Source organism: Rhodoglobus vestalii (assembly GCF_006788895.1).
Lineage (GTDB): Bacteria > Actinomycetota > Actinomycetes > Actinomycetales > Microbacteriaceae > Rhodoglobus > Rhodoglobus vestalii.
Map to the genome: position 1 here is coordinate 767,029 of NZ_VFRA01000001.1, position 20,963 is coordinate 787,991.

The window sequence follows — 20,963 nt, forward strand, 5'->3', positions numbered from 1 at the left end:
TGGAAGCATGACTTCGCGCACAGCATGGGGATACGGACTTGCAACAATCGCCGGCGATGGAACAACACTCGATGTGTGGTTTCCTGCCCCGCACCTGGGATCCATCCCGCAGGGAACTGACCCGCACTACACCCCGGCCGACCTGGAGCAGCACCTGGGTGACGATCCGCGCCGCCGAGTGAGCACCCAATTCGTGACGGTAGAGATCGATCTGGATGCCGCACCACACAACACGGCAGACGCCTACCTACGCCTACACCTGCTCAGTCATCTTCTCGTCGAACCCAACAGCATCAACCTCGACGGTCTCTTCGGCGCCCTCCCGATCGTCGTGTGGACCACGGCCGGAGCGGTGCATCCCGACGACTTTGCCGAACTTCGATTCTCGCTGCAGCGAGCCGGTATCGCTGTCACCGGTGTCGATAAATTCCCGCGGATGCTCGACTATGTGATCCCTGGGCGTGTGCGCATCGCCGACGCCTCTCGCGTGCGCCTCGGCGCCTACCTCTCGCCCGGTACCACGGTGATGCACGAGGGTTTCGTCAACTTCAATGCTGGCACGCTCGGCAGTTCGATGGTGGAGGGGCGCATCTCGCAGGGTGTTGTTGTGGGCGACGGTGCCGATATTGGTGGCGGAGCATCCATCATGGGCACTCTCAGCGGTGGCGGCACCGAGCGCGTATCGATTGGTGCGCGTGCGCTTTTGGGCGCCAACTCGGGCATCGGCATTGCGATCGGCGATGACTCGGTGGTTGAGGCTGGCCTCTATGTGACTGCGGGAACCAAGGTGACCATCATTGATGGTTCGCCAACCCCTCGCACCGTCAAAGCTGTTGAACTCAGTGGTGTGAACGGGTTGTTGTTCCGCCGCAATTCACTCACCGGCGCTGTCGAGGTTTTGCCTCGCAGCGGCAGCGGGGTCGTGCTGAATACCGTGCTGCACGCCTAGCGCTGGGGCCAAGCGCGTGTTTCGGGCCCCGTGTAGAGCTGCTGCGGGCGACCAATCTTAGTATTCGGGTCTTGGTTCATTTCACGCCAGTTCGCGATCCAGCCGGGAAGGCGACCAATGGCGAATAGGACGGTAAACATGCGTGGAGGGAACCCCATCGCCTTGTAAATTACTCCCGTATAGAAGTCGACATTGGGGTACAGCTTGCGCTCAACGAAGTAGTCGTCGGCGAGGGCAACCTCTTCGAGCTCGCGGGCGAGGTCAAGCAGCGGGTCGCTGACGCCGAGGTCAGCAAGAACCTCATCAGCACTCTCTTTCACGAGACGGGCTCGCGGGTCGAAGCTTTTATAGACGCGATGGCCGAAGCCCATCAGACGAACACCGTCTTCTTTGCGCTTCACGCGTTCGACAAACTTTTGAACGCCCTCGCCAGACTGCTGGATTTCACTCAGCATCTTGAGCACCGCTTCGTTCGCGCCACCATGGAGCGGACCGTAGAGGGCGTTGATGCCCGCGGAAATCGAAACGAAGATGTTCGCCTCGGTCGAACCAACAAGACGCACGGTCGAAGTGGATGCATTCTGTTCGTGGTCTTCGTGCAAGATGAGCAGACGCTCAAGCGCCTTGCTCAGAACAGGATTGACCTCATACTCCTCGGCCATGTTGCCGAAGTTTAGTTTCAAAAAATTGTCGACAAAGCTCAGCGAGTTATCGGGGTACAGCAGTGCCTGACCCAGCGACTTCTTATGAGCGTAAGCAGCAATGACGGGCAACTTAGCAAGCAGTCGAATGGTCGAAAGCTCAACCTGCTCAGGGTCGCGCACGTCATGTGAGTCTTCGTAATACGTCGACAGCGCCGACACTGCGCTGGACAGCACCGACATCGGGTGCGCACTGTGTGGCAATGCGTCGAAGAAGCGACGAAGGTCTTCGTGCAGCAGGGTGTGACGACGAATATTCTCATCGAATTCCGCGAGCTGCGAGGCGCTCGGAAGCTCACCATAGATGAGCAACCACGCTACTTCTAGATAGGTGGACTTGGCGGCAACATCTTCGATTGCATAGCCGCGGTAGCGAAGAATGCCACGATCACCATCGATGTAGGTGATCTCGCTGCGAGTCGAGGCGGTATTCACAAAACCCTGGTCGAGTGCCGTGTAACCGGTCTGCTTCATGAAGGTAGAGATATCGATGCTGTTGTGACCATCGACTCCATGGACTATTGGAAATTCGGCACTGCCCCCCGGAAAGTGGAGGGTGGCCATCTCTGAGTCTTGACGGGCATCATTCACTATTACAGCCTACAAGGCTTGAAAGGACAGTGTCACACCCGCCAAGCAAACTCCTTATGCTTTGGAGGTCGACGACAAGGGGTGAGGCAGTTAGTGCACTTAAGCCAGCAATTCGAGCCGAGCTACCGCATCCGCAATCGTGTCATCACTTGCCGTCAGCGCGATGCGCACGTGTCGCGGAGGTGCTTCACCGTAAAAGGAACCCGGGACAACGAGAATGCCTGTCTGAGCGAGATCTCCGACGGTTTGCCAGGAATCCTCGTTCTTAGTTGCCCACAAGTAGAGGCCCGCAACGCTATCGTCAATGTGGAATCCGGCCCGTTCAAGCGCCGGAATCAGTTTGGCTCGCCGCGAACGGTATAGCTCACGCTGGTGAGCCACGTGGGCCTCATCGCTCAACGCCGTGACCATCGCCTCCTGCACTGGCCCGGGAGCGATTAGTCCGGCATGCTTGCGAACCGCCAACAGCTCCGCGATAAGACCGGAGCACCCTGCGACAAACGCGGCGCGATAGCCAGCGAGATTTGACTGTTTGCTCAGCGAGTAAACCGCCAACACCGATGAGCGATCGTTGCCAACCACCTCGGGATCGAGAATTGAGGGTGTGGGGTCAGAGCCGTTCCAGTTCAGTTCGGCATAACACTCATCGGAGGCGATCACTGCGCCCAGTTCCCGGGCACGGGCGACCGCCGCGCCTAACTCGACCACATCGGCAACACGACCATCCGGGTTGCCGGGGCTATTAAGCCATACGAGGGCCGTGTTCTCGGGCCATTCAGCCGGGTTATCTGAGGCGAGTGCCGTGGCCCCGACCAGTGCCGCGCCAATCGCGTAGGTCGGATACGCCACCGATGGGTGCACCACAACATCGTCTTTGCCAAGCCCGAGCAGCATCGGCAGCAGTGCCACCAGTTCTTTGGAACCGATCGTGGGCAGCACATTATCGACCGTCAACCCGGTCACACCACGACGGCGCTCAAACCACTCAACAATTGCCTCGCGCAACTGCGCGGTGCCCATTGTCGTGGGGTAGGCGTGCGCGTCCGTTGCCGCAGCAAGGGTGTCACGAATGATCTGCGGGGTGGGGTCTACCGGCGACCCTACGGAAAGGTCAACGACACCATCAGGATGCGATTGCGCAATTTTTGCGTAGGGAACGAGAGCGTCCCACGGAAAATTGGGCAAAGACAGCGGCGTGCGCGCCATCAGTCTGAAGATCCGCCGCCCTCGGGAAGCGCCGCGACGAGTGGATGATCGATGTCGATAGCCCCCACCTTCGCTGCCCCTCCTGGCGAACTGACTTCGAGGAGGTCAAAGAATTCGACGTTGACCTTGTAGTAATCTGCCCACTTATCGGGCGTGTCATCTTCGTAGTAGATGGCCTCGACGGGGCACACGGGCTCACAGGCACCACAATCCACGCACTCATCGGGGTGGATGTACAGCATGCGGCCGCCCTCGTAGATGCAATCGACGGGGCACTCGTCGACACACGCGCGATCCTTCAGATCGACACAGGGCTGGGCGATGATGTACGTCACGGGTTATCCGCACCTTTCACGGGAGAGTTCAACTCAATGCTATCGCGGCTCACCACCGGAGCCTGACGATTCACCTTTGGCCAGCCAACAACTACGAGAACGATGAGCACCGGGGCAAAAGTCCACACGTACCCTGAGAGGTTGGAGGGGATCAGAACGGTGCCACCAGGCATCGCTGTCGCCAAGAGCGCTGACATCAGCAGCACACCGAGGGAGGCAAATCCGGGGGCAACCCGGGTGTCGTAAATGAGGCGCAATCCCAAGATCAGGGCTGTCGTCAACGCAACAGTGGCGATGATGCCCCAGGGAACTCGCGCACCGGCAATAGTAATAGTGGATTGGTGAACCGCCGTGAGAACGACACCGACCAACGCGCCAACAGCCGTGGCAACAATAGCGAGCACCGCACGCTCGAGCCGGCTGCGCTCACCGATGACCAACTCGCGGCGGCGCACCCGACGCAGATACTCAGCCGGCGTCGAAACGCTCTCTCTCACGGAGGCCCCATCGTTGTACATCTCCCAGGCGCGACGCTTGAAAGCGATCGCCGCCGCCGAAGAAACTGCGACGCCGCGATCAACCTGCACTGAGGATGCCGCATAGAACGGCACGCCCGCAAGCTCGGTAGCCAGAGCCACCGCCTCGTGCGCGAGCCGCGCGTCAGGCTCGTTGATGCTACCGCTGGCGGACGAGGCGTAGCTCACCACGACATCCGGTTTGAGCGCGGAAATGGCGGCCACCAGGTCTGCCGCCAGATCGCGCGCGGTCCGGGTGCCGAACTGGTTTCCGCTGTCTTGCCGCAAAACATGGTGCGCGGTGATGCCGAGAGTTTCGCGCACACTGGCGTCGAGATCGACTGCCTCGGGAGAACTACTGCAGCTGAGTACGATGAGTTCGGTTCCGCGCTGAACCAGGGTTGAGATGGTCGCTCCAAAAACTCTGGCTTCATCTTCGGGGTGTGCGGATACAACAAGTACGCGCTGCGCACGATCTTTCACGGTCGCGCCTCCCGATCTGTTTCTAAGTAGACAGGATAAGCACAGCTGGCCAGATTGTGGCTGCCCAATGGTCTGGATGCCTCGTGCTGTGGCCGCCTAGTTGGCCGCAGGGGCAACCGTGTAGTTCGCCGTGTAGCCATCGGCGGTATTCGCGACAATCACTCCACCCGCCCACTCAGCACTGGTAAAAATCACGGTGCCCTCGCCGCCAGCACCGCTGCCCTGCAACTGAATATCAAAACCGGCCTCTGCCAACTCCGTCTCAATACCCTCAAGCGGCGACTCAGCGCCGGCAAGAATGGTGACGTTATATCCACGGTTTTGGGTGTCACCCACGGCAATAGCAAACTGCACGTCACCCGAAACCAGCGGTACTTCCGTCGGGAAGTCCTCAGGAATCTCGGTGCCGCCCAGATCGATCTGCCCCCCTGTGGCCTGCTCAACCAACCCCTCGATGGGGTTAGCGAAGCAGCCCGACAGCGCAGGGATCATGGCCAGAGCCACAACAATGGCAAGGGATCTACGTAGAAATCTTGGGGGGCTGATCATGACTACTCTCCTGAGGTTACCGGGGTGAGACTATGCGTTTTGCTTCTTGAGTCGCGACGTTTGACGGGCGCGCGCGTTGGCATCGAGCTCTACCTTGCGGATTCGCACGAACTCGGGGGTTACCTCGACGCACTCGTCTTCGCGAGCGAATTCGAGGCACTCTTCCAAGGTCAATCGGCGTGACGGTGTCATACGCTCGAACGAGTCCGAGGTCGACTGGCGCATGTTGGTGAGCTGCTTTTCTTTGGTGATGTTGACATCCATGTCATCGGCGCGTGAGTTCTCGCCAACGACCATGCCTTCGTACACCTCTTGGGTCGGCTCAACGAAGAACGACATCCGTTCCTGCAAAGCAACCATCGCAAAGGGCGTAGCCACTCCCGCGCGGTCAGCAACGATCGAACCGTTTACCCGGGTTACGATCTCGCCGGCCCACTGGTTGTACCCGTGGGAGACGGCGTTGGCGATGCCTGAACCACGCGTGATCGTCAAGAACTCGGTGCGGAAACCGATAAGTCCACGCGAGGGAACAATGAATTCCATCCGAACCCAACCGGTGCCGTGGTTACTCATGCCATCCATGCGGCCCTTGCGAGCAGCCAAGAGCTGAGTGATCGCTCCCAGGTACTCTTCGGGCGCGTCGATGGTGAGGTGCTCGAACGGCTCGTGTACTTTGCCGTCGATCTTTCTGATGACAACCTGCGGTTTGCCGACGGTTAGTTCGAAGCCTTCACGACGCATCTGTTCAACGAGGATCGCCAGCGCAAGCTCTCCACGGCCCTGAACCTCCCACGCGTCGGGACGGCCGATGTCGAGAAGCTTCAGCGAAACGTTACCCACCAGCTCGCGGTCGAGACGATCCTTGACCATACGCGCGGTGAGCTTGTGGCCCTTGACCTTGCCGATGACCGGCGAGGTGTTCGTGCCAATCGTCATCGAGATCGCGGGGTCGTCAACCGTGATGGTCGGCAGCGGACGAACATCGTCAGGATCACACAGTGTCTCGCCAATGAAGATGTCTTCAAATCCGGCAACGGCAACGATGTCACCGGGCCCGGCGCTTTCGGCTGGGTAACGGTCAAGTGCCTTCGTCATCAGCAGCTCGGTCACCCGCACGTTCGCAACGCTTCCGTCGTGTTTGACCCAGGCGACAGTTTGGCCCTTCTTGATCGTTCCGTTGAAAACCCGCAGTAGCGCGAGGCGACCGAGGAACGGCGAAGAGTCGAGGTTGGTGACCCACGCCTGAAGGGGATGTGCGTCATCGTACGACGGCGCGGGAACGTGCTTGAGGATGGCATCGAACAGTGGCTCGAGGTCACCGTTGTCGGGCAGGGTGCCGTTCTCCGGTTTGTTCCAGCTCGCGGCACCATTGCGGCCCGAGGCGTAAACAACGGGGACGTCAAGGATGGCATCCAGGTCGAGATCGGGAACGTCGTCCGCCATGTCGCTGGCGAGACCCAACAGCAGGTCTTGGCTCTCGACAACAACCTCATCGATGCGGGCATCCGGCCGGTCGGTCTTGTTGACCAACAGAATGACAGGAAGCTTGGCCTCGAGTGCCTTACGGAGCACGAAGCGGGTCTGCGGCAGCGGACCCTCACTGGCGTCAACAAGCAGAACGACACCGTCTACCATGCTGAGTCCGCGCTCAACCTCGCCACCGAAGTCGGCGTGGCCGGGGGTGTCAATCACATTGATCGTGATGGGTCCCTCAGTGGCGTACTTACCGTTGTAGGAGATCGCGGTGTTCTTCGCGAGAATCGTGATGCCCTTTTCGCGCTCAAGCTCGTTCGAGTCCATTGCGCGTTCTTCGAGGTGCGCGTGCGCTTCAAACGAGTTCGTCTGGCGAAGCATCGCATCAACGAGGGTGGTCTTTCCGTGGTCAACGTGGGCAACGATTGCAACGTTGCGCAAGTCGCTGCGAGTGGCCATAGCCATAGCAATATTCCTTAATTCATTGGAGGCTGTGCGGTCTCTCACCGCAGACGCTGCGCAGAAAATTTCGGCAGCAGATCGGCGGCCTTATGCCACCGGGTAAAGATCATGGGAGGTCGCAAGAGATCGTTCAGAGTACCCTGCTCCACCAGTTTACCCTGTTTGACAAGATTTATCGTCGATCGCGCCCTCAGAAGCCCTAAAGGGTTACGGTTTCCACTCCCACACGTTCCACCACAGGCCGGGGTCTAGTGACGAGAGCGAGATATCTGAGACTCGATCCTGGTCGAAAGCTACGGTTGCTGGATACTGGAATAGTGGCAGTCCGTAGTGGTTCTGCCAGAGTGCGGCATCCGCCTCTGCCAGCAATTCGGTGCGAGCGTCGGCCGCAATCGAGGTGTCATTTGCCTTTTTGAGCAGGGCGTCAACACTGGAGTCGCTGAAATAGTTGAGGTTGGCCTCACCGTTGGTCGTGAACACTCCATGCGCGACGGCAACTCCCGGCCGCGCAGCGTGCCAGCTGAACAGTGCGGCGTCATAGAGGCCGGGCTCGCCGAGCGTTTCTCGCCAATCTTCGGTGGAGCAGTCACTCACAACAAAACCGGCAGCTGCAGCAGACGCTGTGATGAGTTCGAACTCGGTCACGCGCATCGGATCACCAGCCGCATAAAGCACGCACACGGCTGGCGCGGTCACGCCCGCTTCGACCAGAAGCTCTTGGGCGCCCGCGATGTCTACCCCGGCGAACTCCTCTGAGCCATTGACTGAGGTCACACTGCGGTAGCCGGGGTCATTGGGTGCAAAGAGAAACGAGTCTCGATCCGAAGCGAGCGGCTGACTGTCGACGAGTGCAGCTAACGCGATTTCTCTGCGCGGTACCGTCTTCAGGAATGCCTCACGCACGAGAGGGTTATCGAATGTGCCGTTCTTTGACTCCGCAAATTGCAGGTCGAGGTGTTCGAAGCTGTCGGTTACCCCATCAATTATGGTCGCGTCCATAGTTTCGAGCGCCCCTCGAACCTCTGTGCCCATTTTCGGCCGCGCGATCTGCACGGCACCAACAAGAAGAGCTTGAGCTTGCGCGAGGGGGTCGCTCATAAAGCGAACCGTGATCTCTTGAAAAGTGGGTTGACGGCCGCCGTCATAGTTTTCGTTGGCGCGCAGTGTCACATACTGATTGGGGATAAACGCAGACACGACGTATGGCCCGTTCGAGACAACCAGAGCTGTGTTCGCCGGCATTGACTGAAAATTGAATACTGTGTTCCACGTTCGCGCGATCGCCGCGAGAGAAGTCTTGTCATCCTGGGTAATTGCGGCATACACGCGCTCTTTTGCCTTGAGGGCGTCGTCGCTGGCGAACGACATCGTGCCGACAACGTGCGCGGGCTTCGCGGCGGATCCGACACCGAAAAATGCACTCTCCCAATCCGCAAATGGTTCATCAAAGACGAGAGTCAGCGACATCCGATCGCGGCTCACCTGAGGCAACTCAGTCACTAATTCGATGCCGGTGTTCTCTGCCGCACCCGAATCGAAGAGCACCCGATTGTCGGCGCGGTCGAGTGGTGCTCCCGTCTCCGGGTCAACGGTGGTTGACGCGTCGGCCCCCGAGGCGTTGAGGGCACCGGATGTCGCGGCCCACTCTAAGAGAAGGTCAACAGCGTCAACGGCGGTGCCGTCTGACCAGCGCACACCGTCTGCGACCGTGTACGTCACGGTGAGTGGATCATCTGACACTTTCTCGTAGCGCCCGAAAGACTCGTCTCTCACCAGCTCTGAGTTGTCGTTAAAATAGGTGAACCCGGTGCCGGTGGCGTACGCAATAGCGGCGTTGGTTTCGCTACCGCCGTAGGATGTGCCCGGGTTGCCAGAGGTGTAGGGCTGAGTGACGGCAACGGTCAACTCCGACCCATCAATGATCCTCGAGCCCTGAGGCACGCAACCAGCAAGCACAATCGCCGCACCGGTAGCAACCGCGATGATCGCCATGATTCTCGTGGCGCTCACTGAATCCTCCTGCAGGCAATCACGCTGTGCACGGTGGCACGCTGGTGACGATTCTAAGCGCCTAGTTTGATGTTGGCGCCCGGGATAGCTTCGAGCAGTTCCTGGGTGTACGGGTTGCTCGGATTCTCGAAAACCTCGTCTGTTGTCGCCGCTTCAACAATCCGACCGCCCTGCATGACGCAGACGTTGTCGGCCACCAGCCGCACGACCGCAAGGTCGTGGGTGATAAACAGATACGTCAGGTCGAGCTCGCTCTGCAGCTCGGTAAGCAGGTTCAGCACCTGCCCCTGCACCAGAACGTCGAGTGCCGACACCGCTTCGTCGAGCACCAGCACGTCTGGCTTAAGGGCTAACGCTCGCGCAATCGCGACGCGCTGGCGTTGACCACCGGAAAGCTCTCCGGGGTAACGGTGACGGGTTGCCTGTGGCAATGACACTTGATCGAGCAGTTCGCTCACTCGGTTGAAACGCTCTTTTTGAGTACCCACCCGATGCGCGAGTAACGGCTCCGCGATGGTGTTGCCGACGCTGTACTGGGGGTCGAGCGAGCCGTACGGGTCTTGGAAAACGGGTTGAACGCGGCGCCGGAACTTCAGTAGCTCTTGCCCCTTGATCCCCGCCAGGTCCACACCGTCGAACTCGATGCTTCCGCTCGTGAGTGGCTCCAACTGCAGGATCAGCTTCGCGACCGTCGACTTGCCAGAACCGGACTCCCCGACAAGAGCGGTGGTGGTGCCCTTCTTGACCCCGAATGAGATGTCGTTGACGGCCAGCAGCTTATCTTTGCGGAACCCCTGCTTGCGGATCTCGTACATCTTGGTGATGCTCTTGACCGTGATGAGATCGGTGGTTGCAGCAGACTCGCGACTCGCAGCACGCGCGATCAGCGCATCGTCGAGCGAGCCCTGACCAAAGATCCTCAGATCGTTGTCTGACGCTGTTGAGGACTTGGCCGCTTGAATGCGGCGTGAGGCGAGACTCGGAGCCGCGGCGACGAGGCGCTGTGTGTATGGGTGCTGCGGATTCTCAAGAATTTCGCGGGACGGACCCGACTCTACAACCTTGCCCTTGTACATCACTACCAGCTGCTCTGCACGCTCCGCGGCAAGGCCGAGGTCGTGTGTGATGAACAGCACCGACGTACCGTAGTCACGTGTGAGCGTCTGCAGGTGATCCAAGATCTGCCGCTGCACCGTTACATCGAGCGCGGAAGTAGGTTCGTCGGCAATCAGGAGTTTCGGACGAGCCGAAAGCCCAATGCCGATGAGTACCCGCTGGCGCATTCCACCAGAGAACTGGTGCGGAAATTGCTTGAGGCGTTCGCTGGCGTCGCTGAGCCCTGCCTCGTTGAGCACCTCGATGGTGCGCTGACGCGCCTCTTTGCCCTGCGCGACACCGTTGGCCTTGATGGCCTCTTCTACTTGGAATCCGATGCTCCACACCGGGTTCAGGTTCGACATCGGGTCCTGAGGCACGTAGCCGATTTGGCTTCCACGAACCTCAGCAAACTGGGGATCCGAGAACTTGGTGAGGTCGTTGCCTTCGAACTCAATCGAACCGCCGACGATTTTTCCTGTTCCGGGCAGTAGCCCAATCACCGCTTGCGCTGTGGTGGACTTTCCCGAACCGGATTCGCCTACGATGGCGAGCGACTGCCCCTGGTAGAGCGTGAGGTCGATACCGCGAACCGCCGGTACAACTCCACGCTGGGTTTCAAAACCAACTTCGAGTCCGCGAATCTTCAGCAGCGGAGTCTCTTCGTGTGATGACTGTCCTGTCACGGGAACTGTTTGTGGGTTACTCATCGGCGTGCTCTCGCTTCCGGGTCAAGGGCATCGCGAACAACGTCGCCAAACATCAAGAATGCAAGCACCGTAATCGAGAGTGCGGCCGAGGGCAGCAGCAGCGTTTGCGGATGTGTGCGAACGGTGACTTGAGCCTGATTGATCTCATTTCCCCACGACATCACGGTGGGCGGAAGTCCGATTCCGAGGAATCCGAGCGTTGCCTCCGCCACGATGAAGATGCCCAGTGACACGGTCGCGACAACGATGACGGGAGCGATTGCGTTGGGAATTACGTGGCGAATGAGCGTCTTGAATCGCGAAACTCCGAGAGCGGCGGATGCGGTCACATAATCCGAGTTGCGAGCTGAGAGCACCGCACCACGCATGATCCGCGCAATCTGAGGCCAAGCAAACAACGAGAGTACGAGAGACACTGTGACGGCATCGCGAACCGAGATGACGGAGAAGAGCACAATTGCCCCGAGAACGGTAGGCACGGCGAAGAAGACGTCACCGACACGCGAGACGAAGGAGTCGAGAAGTCCGCCGTAGAAGCCTGCGAGAGCTCCAACGATGCCACCGAATAGTGTCACGAGGACCGTCGTCAAGAGCCCGATCGTGACCGATGCCTGCGTGCCGAAAATGATGCGCGCATACACGTCGCAACCCTGACGATTGAATCCAAGCGGGTGGCCTGCTTGGGGGTCTCCGTTGCTGAACTTCAAATAACACTCACGGGGATCCGCGCTCGCGAACAGACCGGGAAATGCTGCCACGATCACGATGACGAAGATGAGACTTGACGAAATCCAAAAAGTGGGTCGACGGCGCATTGATTCCCACGCGTCGGTCCACGTGCTGCGTGCTTTACCGGTTTCGTCCACCTGATCTATTTCTGCGACCGGGGTATCGGCAAGTGACGCGATGAAGTGTTCTTGACCGGGCCGATGGCGGCCCATGTTGTTACTTGGCATAACGAATCCTTGGGTCGAGCGCGGCATAGAGTAAGTCGACGAGCAAGTTGGCAAGCACAAAGATGATGACCATCACTGCGACGAACGAGACGACCGTGGGGCCCTCTCCCAATCTGATTGCTCGAAACACGGTTCCGCCAACACCGTTGATGTTGAAGATTCCTTCAGTGACGATTGCACCGACCATAAGCGAGCCGATATCGACTCCCAGATAGGTGACAACCGGAACGAGGGAGTTGCGCAACACGTGCACCGAAACCACTCGACGGCGAGAAAGTCCCTTAGCGGTAGCGGTGCGCACGAAGTCCGCACCGAGGTTCTCTGCGACACTCGCGCGGGTGAGTCGCACGATGTAGGCGAAGGAGACGGATGCCAGCACGATCGCCGGCAAGAGTAGCTCGTCCCACGGTGCGGCGCCACTGACAGTGGTTCTTGCCCAGCCGAGTTGGATGCCAAAAACGTACTGCAACACGAAACCGACCACGAATGTCGGTACCGAAATAAGCAGCAAGCTGACGACGAGTGCGGAGGCGTCGAATAGCTTTCCCTTGCGGAGGCCAGCGACCAGGCCGACGACGATGCCAAAGAAGGCCTCGATAGCCAGTGCGAGTAGCGCGAGTCGGGCAGTGATGGGAAAGGCTTGGGCCATGACATCGAACACAGGTCTGCCGGAGAAGGTTGTTCCGAGATCACCCTGAAACAGCCCACCAATGTACAGGAGGTACTGAACAATGAATGGCTTATCAAGGTTGTACTCAGCTCGAATCACCTCAATAACACCGGGAGCCGGTGGGCGATCTCCGTAGAGCGCAGCAATCGGATCACCAGGCAATGCGAAGACCATGAAGTAGATCAAGAAGGTCGCGCCGAAAAACACCGGGATCATCTGGAGAAAACGCTTGCCTGCGTACCACAGCATCAGATGGTTCCCTCATTGGAACGAATAAGCATAGGAGTCACAATCGATGAATGAAGATACTCAGTGTAATGCCCGGGGCTACTTACGACCCCGGGCATTACACGTTGAGAGTGGAAACTGGGTAAAACTAGGAGCTAATTAGTCCTTGGTTACCTCGTGGTACAGCGGGACAGAGTCCCAACCGAAGACCACGTTGTCGACGGTGTCCGCGTAGACACCGGTGACGTTCGAGTACCACAGCGGCACCGAAGGCAGGTCAACCAGGAGAATTTCCTGAGCTTCCTGGTACTTCGCCGTTGCTTCTTCTACAGTCGCTGCGCTTGCACCCTCTGCGAGAACACTTTCGAACTCGGGGCTTGAGTAGCCTTCCTTGTTTGAGCCAGCGCCATCAACGTAGAGCGGGCCGAGGAAGTTGTACAGCGACGGGTAGTCAGCCTGCCATCCGGCACGAGTTGCACCGGTCAGCAGCTTGGCATCACGGTCGTTGAGTGCATCGGCGAACGTGGGGTATGCCTTACCAACAGCCTCAATGCCGAGCGTGTTGCTGATGCTGTTTACTACCGCATCAACCCATGCCTGGTGGCCACCATCCGCGTTGTAGGCGAGGTCAAACACGGTGTCGCCGTACGGGGCGATCGCGTCGGCTTCAGCCCACAGGCTCGCAGCTTCTTCGGGGTTGAACTCAAGAACTTCAGCACCGGCAAGGCTGTCCGAGTGACCAGCGATTACGGGTGACGTGAAGTCGGTTGCCGGAGTGCGGGTGCCCTGGAAGATGACGTCCGTGACTTCCTGACGGTCAATTGCCATCGAGATTGCTGCACGACGCAGCTCTCCCTCTTCCCCGGACCAGTGGTCAAGGTAGTAAGGCATATTGAATGCTTGGAAGATTGCCGCTGGCTGGTTGACCGAACGCTCGGGGAAGTCCGACTCGTAGGTCTCGAATGCAGAGTCAGGGACAGCATCGAGAATATCGAGGTTGCCACCGAGAGCGTCAGCATAAGCCGCGTCCTGGCTGGTGTAGAAGATAATCGAGACACCACCGTTTACGGGCGTACGGACACCGTCGTAGTCGGGGTTCGTGACGAGGTCGATCTGAACGTCATGCTGCCAGGCGCCTTCGCCGTCGAGCATGTACGGACCGTTACCGATGGGGTTCTCGCCGAAAGCATCAAGGTCTTCCCATGCAGCCTCAGGCATCGGCATGAATGCCGAGTAGCCGAGACGCAGCGGGAAGTCTGCCTCAGGGTTGATCAGGTTGACGGTGAACTCGGTGTCGCTGACGACCTCAAGACCGGTGAGTTCTGATTCTTCGTCATAGCTGAAGCCTTCGATGTTGTCGAAGAAGTACGACGAGCTTTGCGCGTTGCTGAGCAGAGCTCCGTACTGCCATGCCGTGACAAAGGAGTCAGAGGTGACGGGCGTACCGTCGGTGAATTCCCATCCTTCTTCGAGAGTCACGGTCCACGACTGTGCGTCTTCGGACTCGATGGATGCCGCAACTTCGTTCTCTACATCGCCATCAGCGGTGTAGGAAACAAGTCCAGCAAAGATCGAAGTGATGACCTTGCCGCCACCGGTTTCGGTGGTGTTTGTGGGAATGAGCGACTGCTGTGGCTCACTACCGTTGGTGGTGATGATCGCAGCCGTGTCGCCGTCGGCGGCCGGCTCGCTCGCCGCGCAGCCCGCGAGAGCGAGCGCTGAGGCCGAGAACAGCGCGATTGCGCTGATTCCTATGCGTGATCTTTTCAATGTGTCCTCCTGTGCAGAATTTGCTAACGATACGAAATTTTTGGTGCCGCACCGCGCGTGATAATTCACCCTAAACGGGGGGGGTGCCCCCCGCAAAACTGTACGGACAAACGTTACACACTGGTAACGCCCGTGAAGATTATGCGCAAAGTTTGCAGCTTTTTCCCGCGAAAAGATGGAGTTTCACACAAATGCTGCGCAACACCCCCCACGCCCAGAGCACAGCATCGTGAGTTAACATCGGTCTATGGGTGAAAAGGTTTCTCCGGGTACTCGAGAAAATATGGTGCTGATCTTCGATGGAGACTGTGCATTCTGCAGCCTGTGGGTCGAGCGACTCCGCGCAATACTTCCCACTTTTCCTACGAGCACACCGTGGCAGTGGGTCAACCTCGATGACTACGCGCTCACCCGAGACGACGTTGACAAAGCGGCCTGGTTCGTGACTCCCACTCGACAGTTTGTCGGTCACCTTGCGTTCTCCGCGATCCTTCGAAGCCAGCCAGCGATCGGGTTGCGGTTCCTCGGCAACCTCATCGCCACCGAACCATTCAGTTCCCTGAGCGCACTCGCCTACCGATTCATCGCTCGCTACCGCCATCGCCTTCCGGGTGGAACCCCTGCCTGCGCGGTGCGACGCCCCGAGTGACCGCGTCGCCTCCGCTCGGGCAGTCGCGGGGCAGACTGTGGGCAGAAATATCTCTCGTTCTTGCGCTGTCGCTGGGGGCATCCGCAATATATTCGGTCGTGTCGATAACCAATCGCCTCACGCGCAGTGAACCGCTGTCCCAGCAGACTGCGACCCTAAACGCATCGCTGAGCTCGCGGCCCACATTCGACCTGATCTATCAAGTGCTGGGCATCAGCTTCGATCTTGCCCCGGTGGCGCTCGTCGCGTTTCTGCTGTGGCGCACAACACGACCGCGACTGGCACGCCTCGGAATCGACTTCACCCGTCCGGGCCGCGACAGCCTCAGCGGCATCGCCCTTGCACTCGCAATCGGCATTCCCGGCATCGTTGTCTACCTCGTTGGGCGCAACCTCGGGCTCACCGTGAACGTGGTGCCGGCAGCGCTTGATCAGTACTGGTGGACCGTACCCGTGCTGCTGTTATCTGCACTGCGCGCTGGCGTCACCGAAGAAGTGATCGTGATCGGCTACCTTTACGCGCGACTCGGCGATCTGGGGTGGGGTCGGTGGCAGATCATCATCTCAACCGCCCTCCTGCGCGGCACCTATCACCTTTATCAGGGCATCGGCGCATTCATCGGCAACATTGCGATGGGGGTGCTCTTTGGTTGGCTTTACACCCGATACGGTCGGGTGCTCCCGCTCGTGATCGCGCACACGCTCATCGATGCCGCAATTTTTGTGGGCTACGGATGGGCGGCCGCAACCTTCCCCGACATTATTGGCCCACGCACCGAAAGCACCACCTAGTGCGCGAACGCCTCAATCGGCGGGCACGAGCACACCAGGTTGCGGTCGCCGTAGGCGTTGTCGACTCGACGCACCGGTGGCCAATACTTGCCCGAAACGAGTGAACGCAGAGGGTAGACGGCCTGTTCGCGCGAGTACGCGTGCGGCCAGTCGCTCGCGATCGCCGACTGCGCCGTGTGCGGGGCATTGACGAGCGGATTGTCGTCAGCGGGCCACGTTCCGGCGGCAACGGCATCCGCTTCATCCTTGATCGCAATCATTGCGTCGATGAAACGATCGAGCTCGGCGAGGTCTTCACTCTCGGTGGGCTCCACCATGAGCGTGCCCGACACCGGGAACGACATGGTGGGCGCATGAAAACCGTAATCGATGAGGCGCTTCGCCACGTCGTTGTTATCGATTCCGGTGGCTTCCTTGAGCGGTCGCAGGTCGAGAACGCACTCGTGAGCCACCAGTCCGTTGTCTCCCGCATAGAGCACGGGGTAGTGCTCACGCAGGCGCACGGCAACGTAGTTAGCGGCGAGCACCGCAGCACCGGTCGCAGCTTTGAGGCCCGCCGATCCCATCATGCGCACGTAGGCCCAGGTGATGGGGAGGATGCTCGCGCTTCCGTAGGGCGCAGCGCTGACCGCTCCGCCGGAATGCACGTAGGGGCCCGCCTCACCGGTCTGCATGTCGAATGCGGGATGCTGTCGGCTCTGAGCCATCGGGTGCCCCGGCAGGAACTCTGCCAAATGCGCCTTCGCGACGACAGGCCCGACTCCGGGCCCACCGCCACCGTGCGGGATGCAGAAAGTTTTGTGCAGGTTGAGGTGGCTGACGTCTCCGCCAAAGTCACCGAACCGCGCATAGCCGAGCAGGGCGTTGAGGTTGGCACCATCAACATAGACCTGGCCACCAGCATCGTGCACGGCCTGCGTGATTTCGCGCACTTCGTGCTCGTACACCCCATGAGTCGAGGGGTACGTGATCATGAGGGCGGCGATTTCGGTCGCATGCTCCGCGATCTTCGCCCGCAAATCACCGAGGTCAACGTTGCCGAGTTCGTCGCACGCAACGACGACAACGCGCATACCCGCGAGCACTGCGCTGGCAGCGTTCGTGCCGTGCGCGCTCGACGGGATGAGGCAGATGGTGCGCTCGTGATCTCCGCGAGAGCGGTGGTAGCCACGAATCGCGAGGAGCCCCGCAAGCTCACCCTGGCTTCCGGCGTTGGGCTGCAGCGACGTGGTGTCGTAGCCCGTGACCTCAGCCAGCCATGATTCGAGGTGCGAAATCATGACAAGGTAACCGGCGACATCCTCTGCCGGGGCGAAGGGGTGGATGTTGCCAAATTCTGGCCACGTCACCGCTTCCATCTCGGTCGCCGCGTTCAGTTTCATCGTGCAGGAGCCCAGCGGGATCATGCCGCGGTCGAGCGCGTAATCCTTGTCGGCGAGGTACTTGAGGTAGCGCATCATGCTCGTCTCCGAGCGGTGCGTGTTGAACACGGGGTGCGTGAGGTATTCGCTCGTGCGCTCGAGGTCGGCCGGAATACTGTCGTCGTCGGGCAAGTACGCGAAGCCGGCATCCAGTCCAAAGGCTTTCGCCAGGTCGTGCTTCTGCGCGGCGAAGATACCCTCGGAGGGCTGCGTCGAGACTTCGTCAAAGCTCAAACGCACGGTGTCAGCATCCACCACATAGAGCAGGATATCGCTCTCTAGCGCCTTGGCCGCAATCGCGTGTGCCTGGCCAGTCTTCGTGACCGACAGGGTGTCGAAGAAGGTCTCATTCTCGATGGTGTAGCCGGCAGCACGCAAGCGGGAAGCGAACTCGGCGGTGTCGTAGTGGATACGCTGGGCGATCCGCTTCAGGCCCTGCGGACCGTGGTAGACGGCATACATTCCGGCCATGACCGCGAGCAGCACCTGGGCGGTACAGATATTGGAGGTCGCCTTCTCGCGGCGAATGTGCTGCTCACGAGCCTGCAAGGAAAGACGGTAGGCGGGGTCGCCGGCGGCATCCTGAGACACCCCAACGAGGCGGCCGGGCAGTTGTCGTTCGAGGCCTTTGCGCACCGACATGTAGCCGGCGTGTGGCCCGCCGAAGCCCATCGGCACTCCGAAGCGCTGCGTGGTTCCGACAGCAACGTCTGCGCCGAGCTCGCCGGGTGACGTCAGAATGGTGAGCGAGAGAAGGTCGGCCGCCACAATCGCGAGACCGCCGTGCGCCTTGACGGCAGCGATGATCTCGCTGGAATCCCAGACGCGACCCGACGCACCCGGGTACTGGATGAGCGCACCGAAGCACGCGGGCAGCTCAGGGCTCGCACCGATTGTCGCCAGGTCAAGCTCAACAAGCTCGATCCCTACAGCCTCCGCACGGTTCACGAGCAGAGCCTTGGTTTGGGGAAGGGTGTCGGCATCCACAATGAAAACGTTCGACTCGACCCGGGAGGCCCGACGCGCCAGCAGCATTCCCTCGACCGACGACGTGCCCTCATCGAGCATTGATGCGTTGGTGGTGGTCATACCAGCAAGGTCGGCAACCATTGTCTGGAAGTTGATCAGAGCCTCGAGGCGGCCCTGCGAAATCTCTGGCTGGTACGGCGTGTAGGCGGTGTACCAGCTCGGGTTCTCAAGCACATTGCGCTTGATGACGGCCGGCGTGATGGTGTCGTAATAGCCAAGACCGATCATGCTGCGACGAACCTTGTTCGCGCCGGCGAGGGCGCGCAGTTCGGCGAGCGCCTCACGCTCCGAGGCGGGAGCGGGGATCGTGGAATTCTCGACCGGAGTCTGGTGAATGGCCGGCGGAACCGCGGCATCCACGAGCGACTCGAGGCTGTCGTAGCCGACGGCGGCCAGCATGCTCGCTTGGGCGGCAGCATCTGTGCCGATATGACGATCGGCGAAGGTGTCGCTGATGATGGGGTTTGTCATTACTCGCCTGTCAGTGTGGTGTATTCGTCGAGGCTGAGCATCGACGGGAGATCGGAAAACTCGATTTTTACGAGCCAACCCTCACCAAAGGGATCGCTGTTGACGAGTTCGGGGCTGCCAGCGACAGCATCATTGGCCTCAACGACCGTGCCAGCGACGGGGGCGAAGAGCTCGCCCACCGATTTGGTGGACTCGATCTCACCAACAAGTTTTCCGGCAGTGACCGTGTCGCCCACTCTGGGCAGCTCAACGAAAACGATGTCGCCGAGTTTTTCTGCCGCATAATCGGTGATTCCGATAGTCGCAATGTTTCCCTCAACAAGCACCCACTCGTGCTCGGCGGTGTACTGCAGTTCGCTCTTCTCAGCCATGATCAGGCCTCTCTCTTGTAGAAGGGTAGGGAAATGACGGATGCAGCAATGCGACTGCCCCGCACATCAAGGTGGAGTTCGGTGCCGACGTCACTGACATCAGCGTCGACGTACGCCATAGCAATCGGGTGACCCAGCGTGGGAGACAGCGCGCCAGAAGTGATCACTCCCACCTCGGTGTCACCGTGATAGATGGCGTAGTCCGCGCGACCGGCGCGGCGACCCTCGGCGGCGAGTCCGACGAGAACGCGAGCACCAGCATCCGGACCCGCCTCTATTGCGGCACGACCGACAAAGTCACCCTCCTTGCTGAGAGCAACAACGCGACCCAGACCGGCTTGCACCGGGAACGTTGTGAGGCCCAGCTCGTGACCGTACAGCGGCATGCCCGCCTCGAGTCGCAGAGTGTCTCGACAGGCGAGACCGGCAGGCACGAGACCGAGGGGTTCGCCGGCAACGGTGAGCGCCGCCCAAAGGTCGGCGGCGGCATCCACCTGAATGTAGAGTTCGAAACCATCTTCGCCGGTGTAGCCGGTGCGCGCGATGATGAGGTCGTGCCCGATGAAAGTGGCGGCGGTTTCACGGTAGTACTTGAGTTCATCAAGCGGGGTGGCGAAGTCACCGAGCCCCGCGGTTGCTTCGAGAATGGCGCGCGATACCGGCCCCTGCACCGCGATGAGCGCGTAGTCGTCACTCTCGTCGGTGACCGTGACATCAAAGCCTTTAGCGCGTTCGCTGAGCGCTGTCGCCGCCGCGAATCGGTTGCCAGCGTTCGCGACCACTAAGAAGTGATCGTCGGCGAGGCGGTAGGCGACGAGATCGTCGATGATTCCGCCTGTCTCATTCAGGATCAGGCTGTACTTGGCTTGCGCGAGAGCCATCGCCGAAAGCTTGCCGGCAAGTGCGAAGTCGAGGTAGGCGCCGGCATCCGCTCCACGCACATGGATTTCGGCCATGTGCGAGATGTCGAAGATTCCCGCGGCCGTGCGAACCGCATGGTGCTCGGCGAGGTCGGAGCTGTAGCGCACCGGCATCATCCAGCCGGCAAAATCGGTGAACGCGGCCCCAAGCTGTTCATGAATGCCGTGAAGTGGCGAATACCTCATCGCGGAGGGCGGGGTCGCGGTCACTGCGGCGGTGGATATTGCTGCGGCGGTGGATATTGCTGCGGCGGTGGATGTTGCTGCGGCTGTCGCTGCGGCGTCAGCGGGGGAAGCTGCAGGCGTTGTTGCATCGATCACGGAGTTCTCCTGGCACATGGCTGGTGAATAGAACTCCCCCTCTGTGATGAGCCTGAGAGCTTCACGCACTTTTAAGCTAGTGCGCTTTCACCGTCGGCGGAACCTCCTGATGTTTCGAGATTCTCTTTCCAGAGTGGCCAGTGCGATGCGGTACATGAACCTGAGAGATTGGCGGGGAGGCTTGCTCCTTCGGTGCCGTGCTCGGAGTCATGATGACACCGGATGCTCGGCTCTCCCGCATCGTGTTGCGGCCCGATGTTCAGTTATTAGCTCAGCATAGCAATGAG

The 20,963-nt window shown here is 59.9% G+C and carries 17 protein-coding genes and 2 riboswitches; of the genes, 3 read left to right on the forward strand and 14 right to left on the reverse strand.

The genetic code is table 11. The features are described from left to right. Window positions 1-7: 7 nt before the first annotated feature. On the forward strand, window positions 8-949 hold the full coding sequence (dapD, locus tag FB472_RS03650; RefSeq protein WP_141989697.1) for a 2,3,4,5-tetrahydropyridine-2,6-dicarboxylate N-succinyltransferase: 942 nt from the start codon (window positions 8-10) through the stop codon (window positions 947-949). Here the strand turns inward: dapD and FB472_RS03655 are convergent. The 11 genes from FB472_RS03655 to FB472_RS03705 form a co-directional block, all read right to left on the reverse strand. Then, window positions 946-2,214, reverse strand: a complete 1,269-nt coding sequence (locus FB472_RS03655) for a citrate synthase (protein WP_141991444.1) — start codon at window positions 2,212-2,214, stop codon at window positions 946-948. The genes dapD and FB472_RS03655 overlap by 4 nt on opposite strands. A 126-nt stretch (window positions 2,215-2,340) precedes the next feature. Continuing rightward, window positions 2,341-3,447: a succinyldiaminopimelate transaminase gene (gene dapC, locus FB472_RS03660; RefSeq protein ID WP_141989698.1), complete on the reverse strand. Its 1,107-nt coding sequence runs from the start codon at window positions 3,445-3,447 to the stop codon at window positions 2,341-2,343. After that, on the reverse strand, window positions 3,447-3,782 hold the full coding sequence (gene fdxA / locus FB472_RS03665; RefSeq protein ID WP_021809987.1) for a ferredoxin: 336 nt from the start codon (window positions 3,780-3,782) through the stop codon (window positions 3,447-3,449). The genes dapC and fdxA overlap by 1 nt, the downstream gene beginning before the upstream one ends. Next, on the reverse strand, window positions 3,779-4,780 hold the full coding sequence (locus FB472_RS03670) for a PIG-L deacetylase family protein (protein WP_141989699.1): 1,002 nt from the start codon (window positions 4,778-4,780) through the stop codon (window positions 3,779-3,781). Before FB472_RS03670 ends, fdxA begins: the two co-directional genes overlap by 4 nt. 96 nt (window positions 4,781-4,876) lie before the next feature. Beyond that, complete coding sequence (locus tag FB472_RS03675) at window positions 4,877-5,329, reverse strand: hypothetical protein (protein WP_141989700.1); 453 nt, start codon at window positions 5,327-5,329, stop codon at window positions 4,877-4,879. A 30-nt stretch (window positions 5,330-5,359) separates the two neighbouring features. Then, window positions 5,360-7,267 carry a translational GTPase TypA gene (gene typA / locus FB472_RS03680; protein ID WP_141989701.1) on the reverse strand — a complete coding sequence of 636 codons (1,908 nt, stop codon included), beginning with the start codon at window positions 7,265-7,267 and terminating at the stop codon, window positions 5,360-5,362. Between the two features lie 204 nt (window positions 7,268-7,471). Beyond that, complete coding sequence (locus tag FB472_RS03685) at window positions 7,472-9,274, reverse strand: ABC transporter family substrate-binding protein (protein WP_246078063.1); 1,803 nt, start codon at window positions 9,272-9,274, stop codon at window positions 7,472-7,474. 53 nt (window positions 9,275-9,327) lie between these two features. Beyond that, on the reverse strand, window positions 9,328-11,079 hold the full coding sequence (locus FB472_RS03690; RefSeq protein ID WP_021809982.1) for a dipeptide ABC transporter ATP-binding protein: 1,752 nt from the start codon (window positions 11,077-11,079) through the stop codon (window positions 9,328-9,330). Next, complete coding sequence (locus FB472_RS03695; RefSeq protein ID WP_021809981.1) at window positions 11,076-12,035, reverse strand: ABC transporter permease; 960 nt, start codon at window positions 12,033-12,035, stop codon at window positions 11,076-11,078. The genes FB472_RS03690 and FB472_RS03695 overlap by 4 nt, the downstream gene beginning before the upstream one ends. Continuing rightward, window positions 12,025-12,954 carry an ABC transporter permease gene (locus FB472_RS03700; protein ID WP_021809980.1) on the reverse strand — a complete coding sequence of 310 codons (930 nt, stop codon included), beginning with the start codon at window positions 12,952-12,954 and terminating at the stop codon, window positions 12,025-12,027. Before FB472_RS03700 ends, FB472_RS03695 begins: the two co-directional genes overlap by 11 nt. Window positions 12,955-13,092: 138 nt before the next feature. Next, entirely contained in the window at window positions 13,093-14,703 is a 1,611-nt protein-coding gene (locus FB472_RS03705) for a peptide ABC transporter substrate-binding protein (protein ID WP_141989702.1), read from the reverse strand. A gap of 247 nt (window positions 14,704-14,950) precedes the next feature. Between FB472_RS03705 and FB472_RS03710 the strand changes: the two genes are divergently transcribed. Together FB472_RS03710 and FB472_RS03715 are read left to right on the forward strand one after the other, a co-directional pair. Beyond that, on the forward strand, window positions 14,951-15,352 hold the full coding sequence (locus FB472_RS03710; protein ID WP_141989703.1) for a thiol-disulfide oxidoreductase DCC family protein: 402 nt from the start codon (window positions 14,951-14,953) through the stop codon (window positions 15,350-15,352). Continuing rightward, complete coding sequence (locus FB472_RS03715; protein WP_215730376.1) at window positions 15,349-16,143, forward strand: CPBP family intramembrane glutamic endopeptidase; 795 nt, start codon at window positions 15,349-15,351, stop codon at window positions 16,141-16,143. The genes FB472_RS03710 and FB472_RS03715 overlap by 4 nt, the downstream gene beginning before the upstream one ends. Here the strand turns inward: FB472_RS03715 and gcvP are convergent. Genes gcvP through gcvT form a run of 3 tightly spaced genes read right to left on the reverse strand, consistent with a single transcriptional unit; the run spans window position 16,140 to window position 20,541 of the window. Continuing rightward, on the reverse strand, window positions 16,140-19,064 hold the full coding sequence (gene gcvP, locus FB472_RS03720; RefSeq protein ID WP_246078064.1) for an aminomethyl-transferring glycine dehydrogenase: 2,925 nt from the start codon (window positions 19,062-19,064) through the stop codon (window positions 16,140-16,142). The genes FB472_RS03715 and gcvP overlap by 4 nt on opposite strands. Further along, window positions 19,064-19,435 carry a glycine cleavage system protein GcvH gene (gene gcvH, locus FB472_RS03725; RefSeq protein WP_141989705.1) on the reverse strand — a complete coding sequence of 124 codons (372 nt, stop codon included), beginning with the start codon at window positions 19,433-19,435 and terminating at the stop codon, window positions 19,064-19,066. The genes gcvP and gcvH overlap by 1 nt, the downstream gene beginning before the upstream one ends. 2 nt (window positions 19,436-19,437) lie before the next feature. Further along, entirely contained in the window at window positions 19,438-20,541 is a 1,104-nt protein-coding gene (gene gcvT, locus FB472_RS03730) for a glycine cleavage system aminomethyltransferase GcvT (protein WP_141991447.1), read from the reverse strand. Window positions 20,542-20,710: 169 nt separating this feature from the next. Further along, a riboswitch (glycine riboswitch) is annotated at window positions 20,711-20,813 on the reverse strand. Window position 20,814: 1 nt separating this feature from the next. Continuing rightward, a riboswitch (glycine riboswitch) is annotated at window positions 20,815-20,924 on the reverse strand. Window positions 20,925-20,963: the final 39 nt, after the last annotated feature.

Bases quoted from the DNA above. Each gene is read 5' to 3' on its own strand.
- FB472_RS03695 (WP_021809981.1), bottom strand. From the start codon at position 12,035: ATGCCAAGTAACAACATGGGCCGCCATCGGCCCGGTCAAGAACACTTC.
- dapC (WP_141989698.1), bottom strand. From the start codon at position 3,447: ATGGCGCGCACGCCGCTGTCTTTGCCCAATTTTCCGTGGGACGCTCTC.
- gcvP (WP_246078064.1), bottom strand. From the start codon at position 19,064: ATGACAAACCCCATCATCAGCGACACCTTCGCCGATCGTCATATCGGC.
- FB472_RS03710 (WP_141989703.1), top strand. From the start codon at position 14,951: ATGGGTGAAAAGGTTTCTCCGGGTACTCGAGAAAATATGGTGCTGATC.
- FB472_RS03675 (WP_141989700.1), bottom strand. From the start codon at position 5,329: ATGATCAGCCCCCCAAGATTTCTACGTAGATCCCTTGCCATTGTTGTG.
- FB472_RS03700 (WP_021809980.1), bottom strand. From the start codon at position 12,954: ATGCTGTGGTACGCAGGCAAGCGTTTTCTCCAGATGATCCCGGTGTTT.
- gcvT (WP_141991447.1), bottom strand. From the start codon at position 20,541: ATGAGGTATTCGCCACTTCACGGCATTCATGAACAGCTTGGGGCCGCG.
- dapD (WP_141989697.1), top strand. From the start codon at position 8: ATGACTTCGCGCACAGCATGGGGATACGGACTTGCAACAATCGCCGGC.
- gcvH (WP_141989705.1), bottom strand. From the start codon at position 19,435: ATGGCTGAGAAGAGCGAACTGCAGTACACCGCCGAGCACGAGTGGGTG.
- typA (WP_141989701.1), bottom strand. From the start codon at position 7,267: ATGGCTATGGCCACTCGCAGCGACTTGCGCAACGTTGCAATCGTTGCC.
- FB472_RS03655 (WP_141991444.1), bottom strand. From the start codon at position 2,214: ATGGCCACCCTCCACTTTCCGGGGGGCAGTGCCGAATTTCCAATAGTC.
- FB472_RS03690 (WP_021809982.1), bottom strand. From the start codon at position 11,079: ATGAGTAACCCACAAACAGTTCCCGTGACAGGACAGTCATCACACGAA.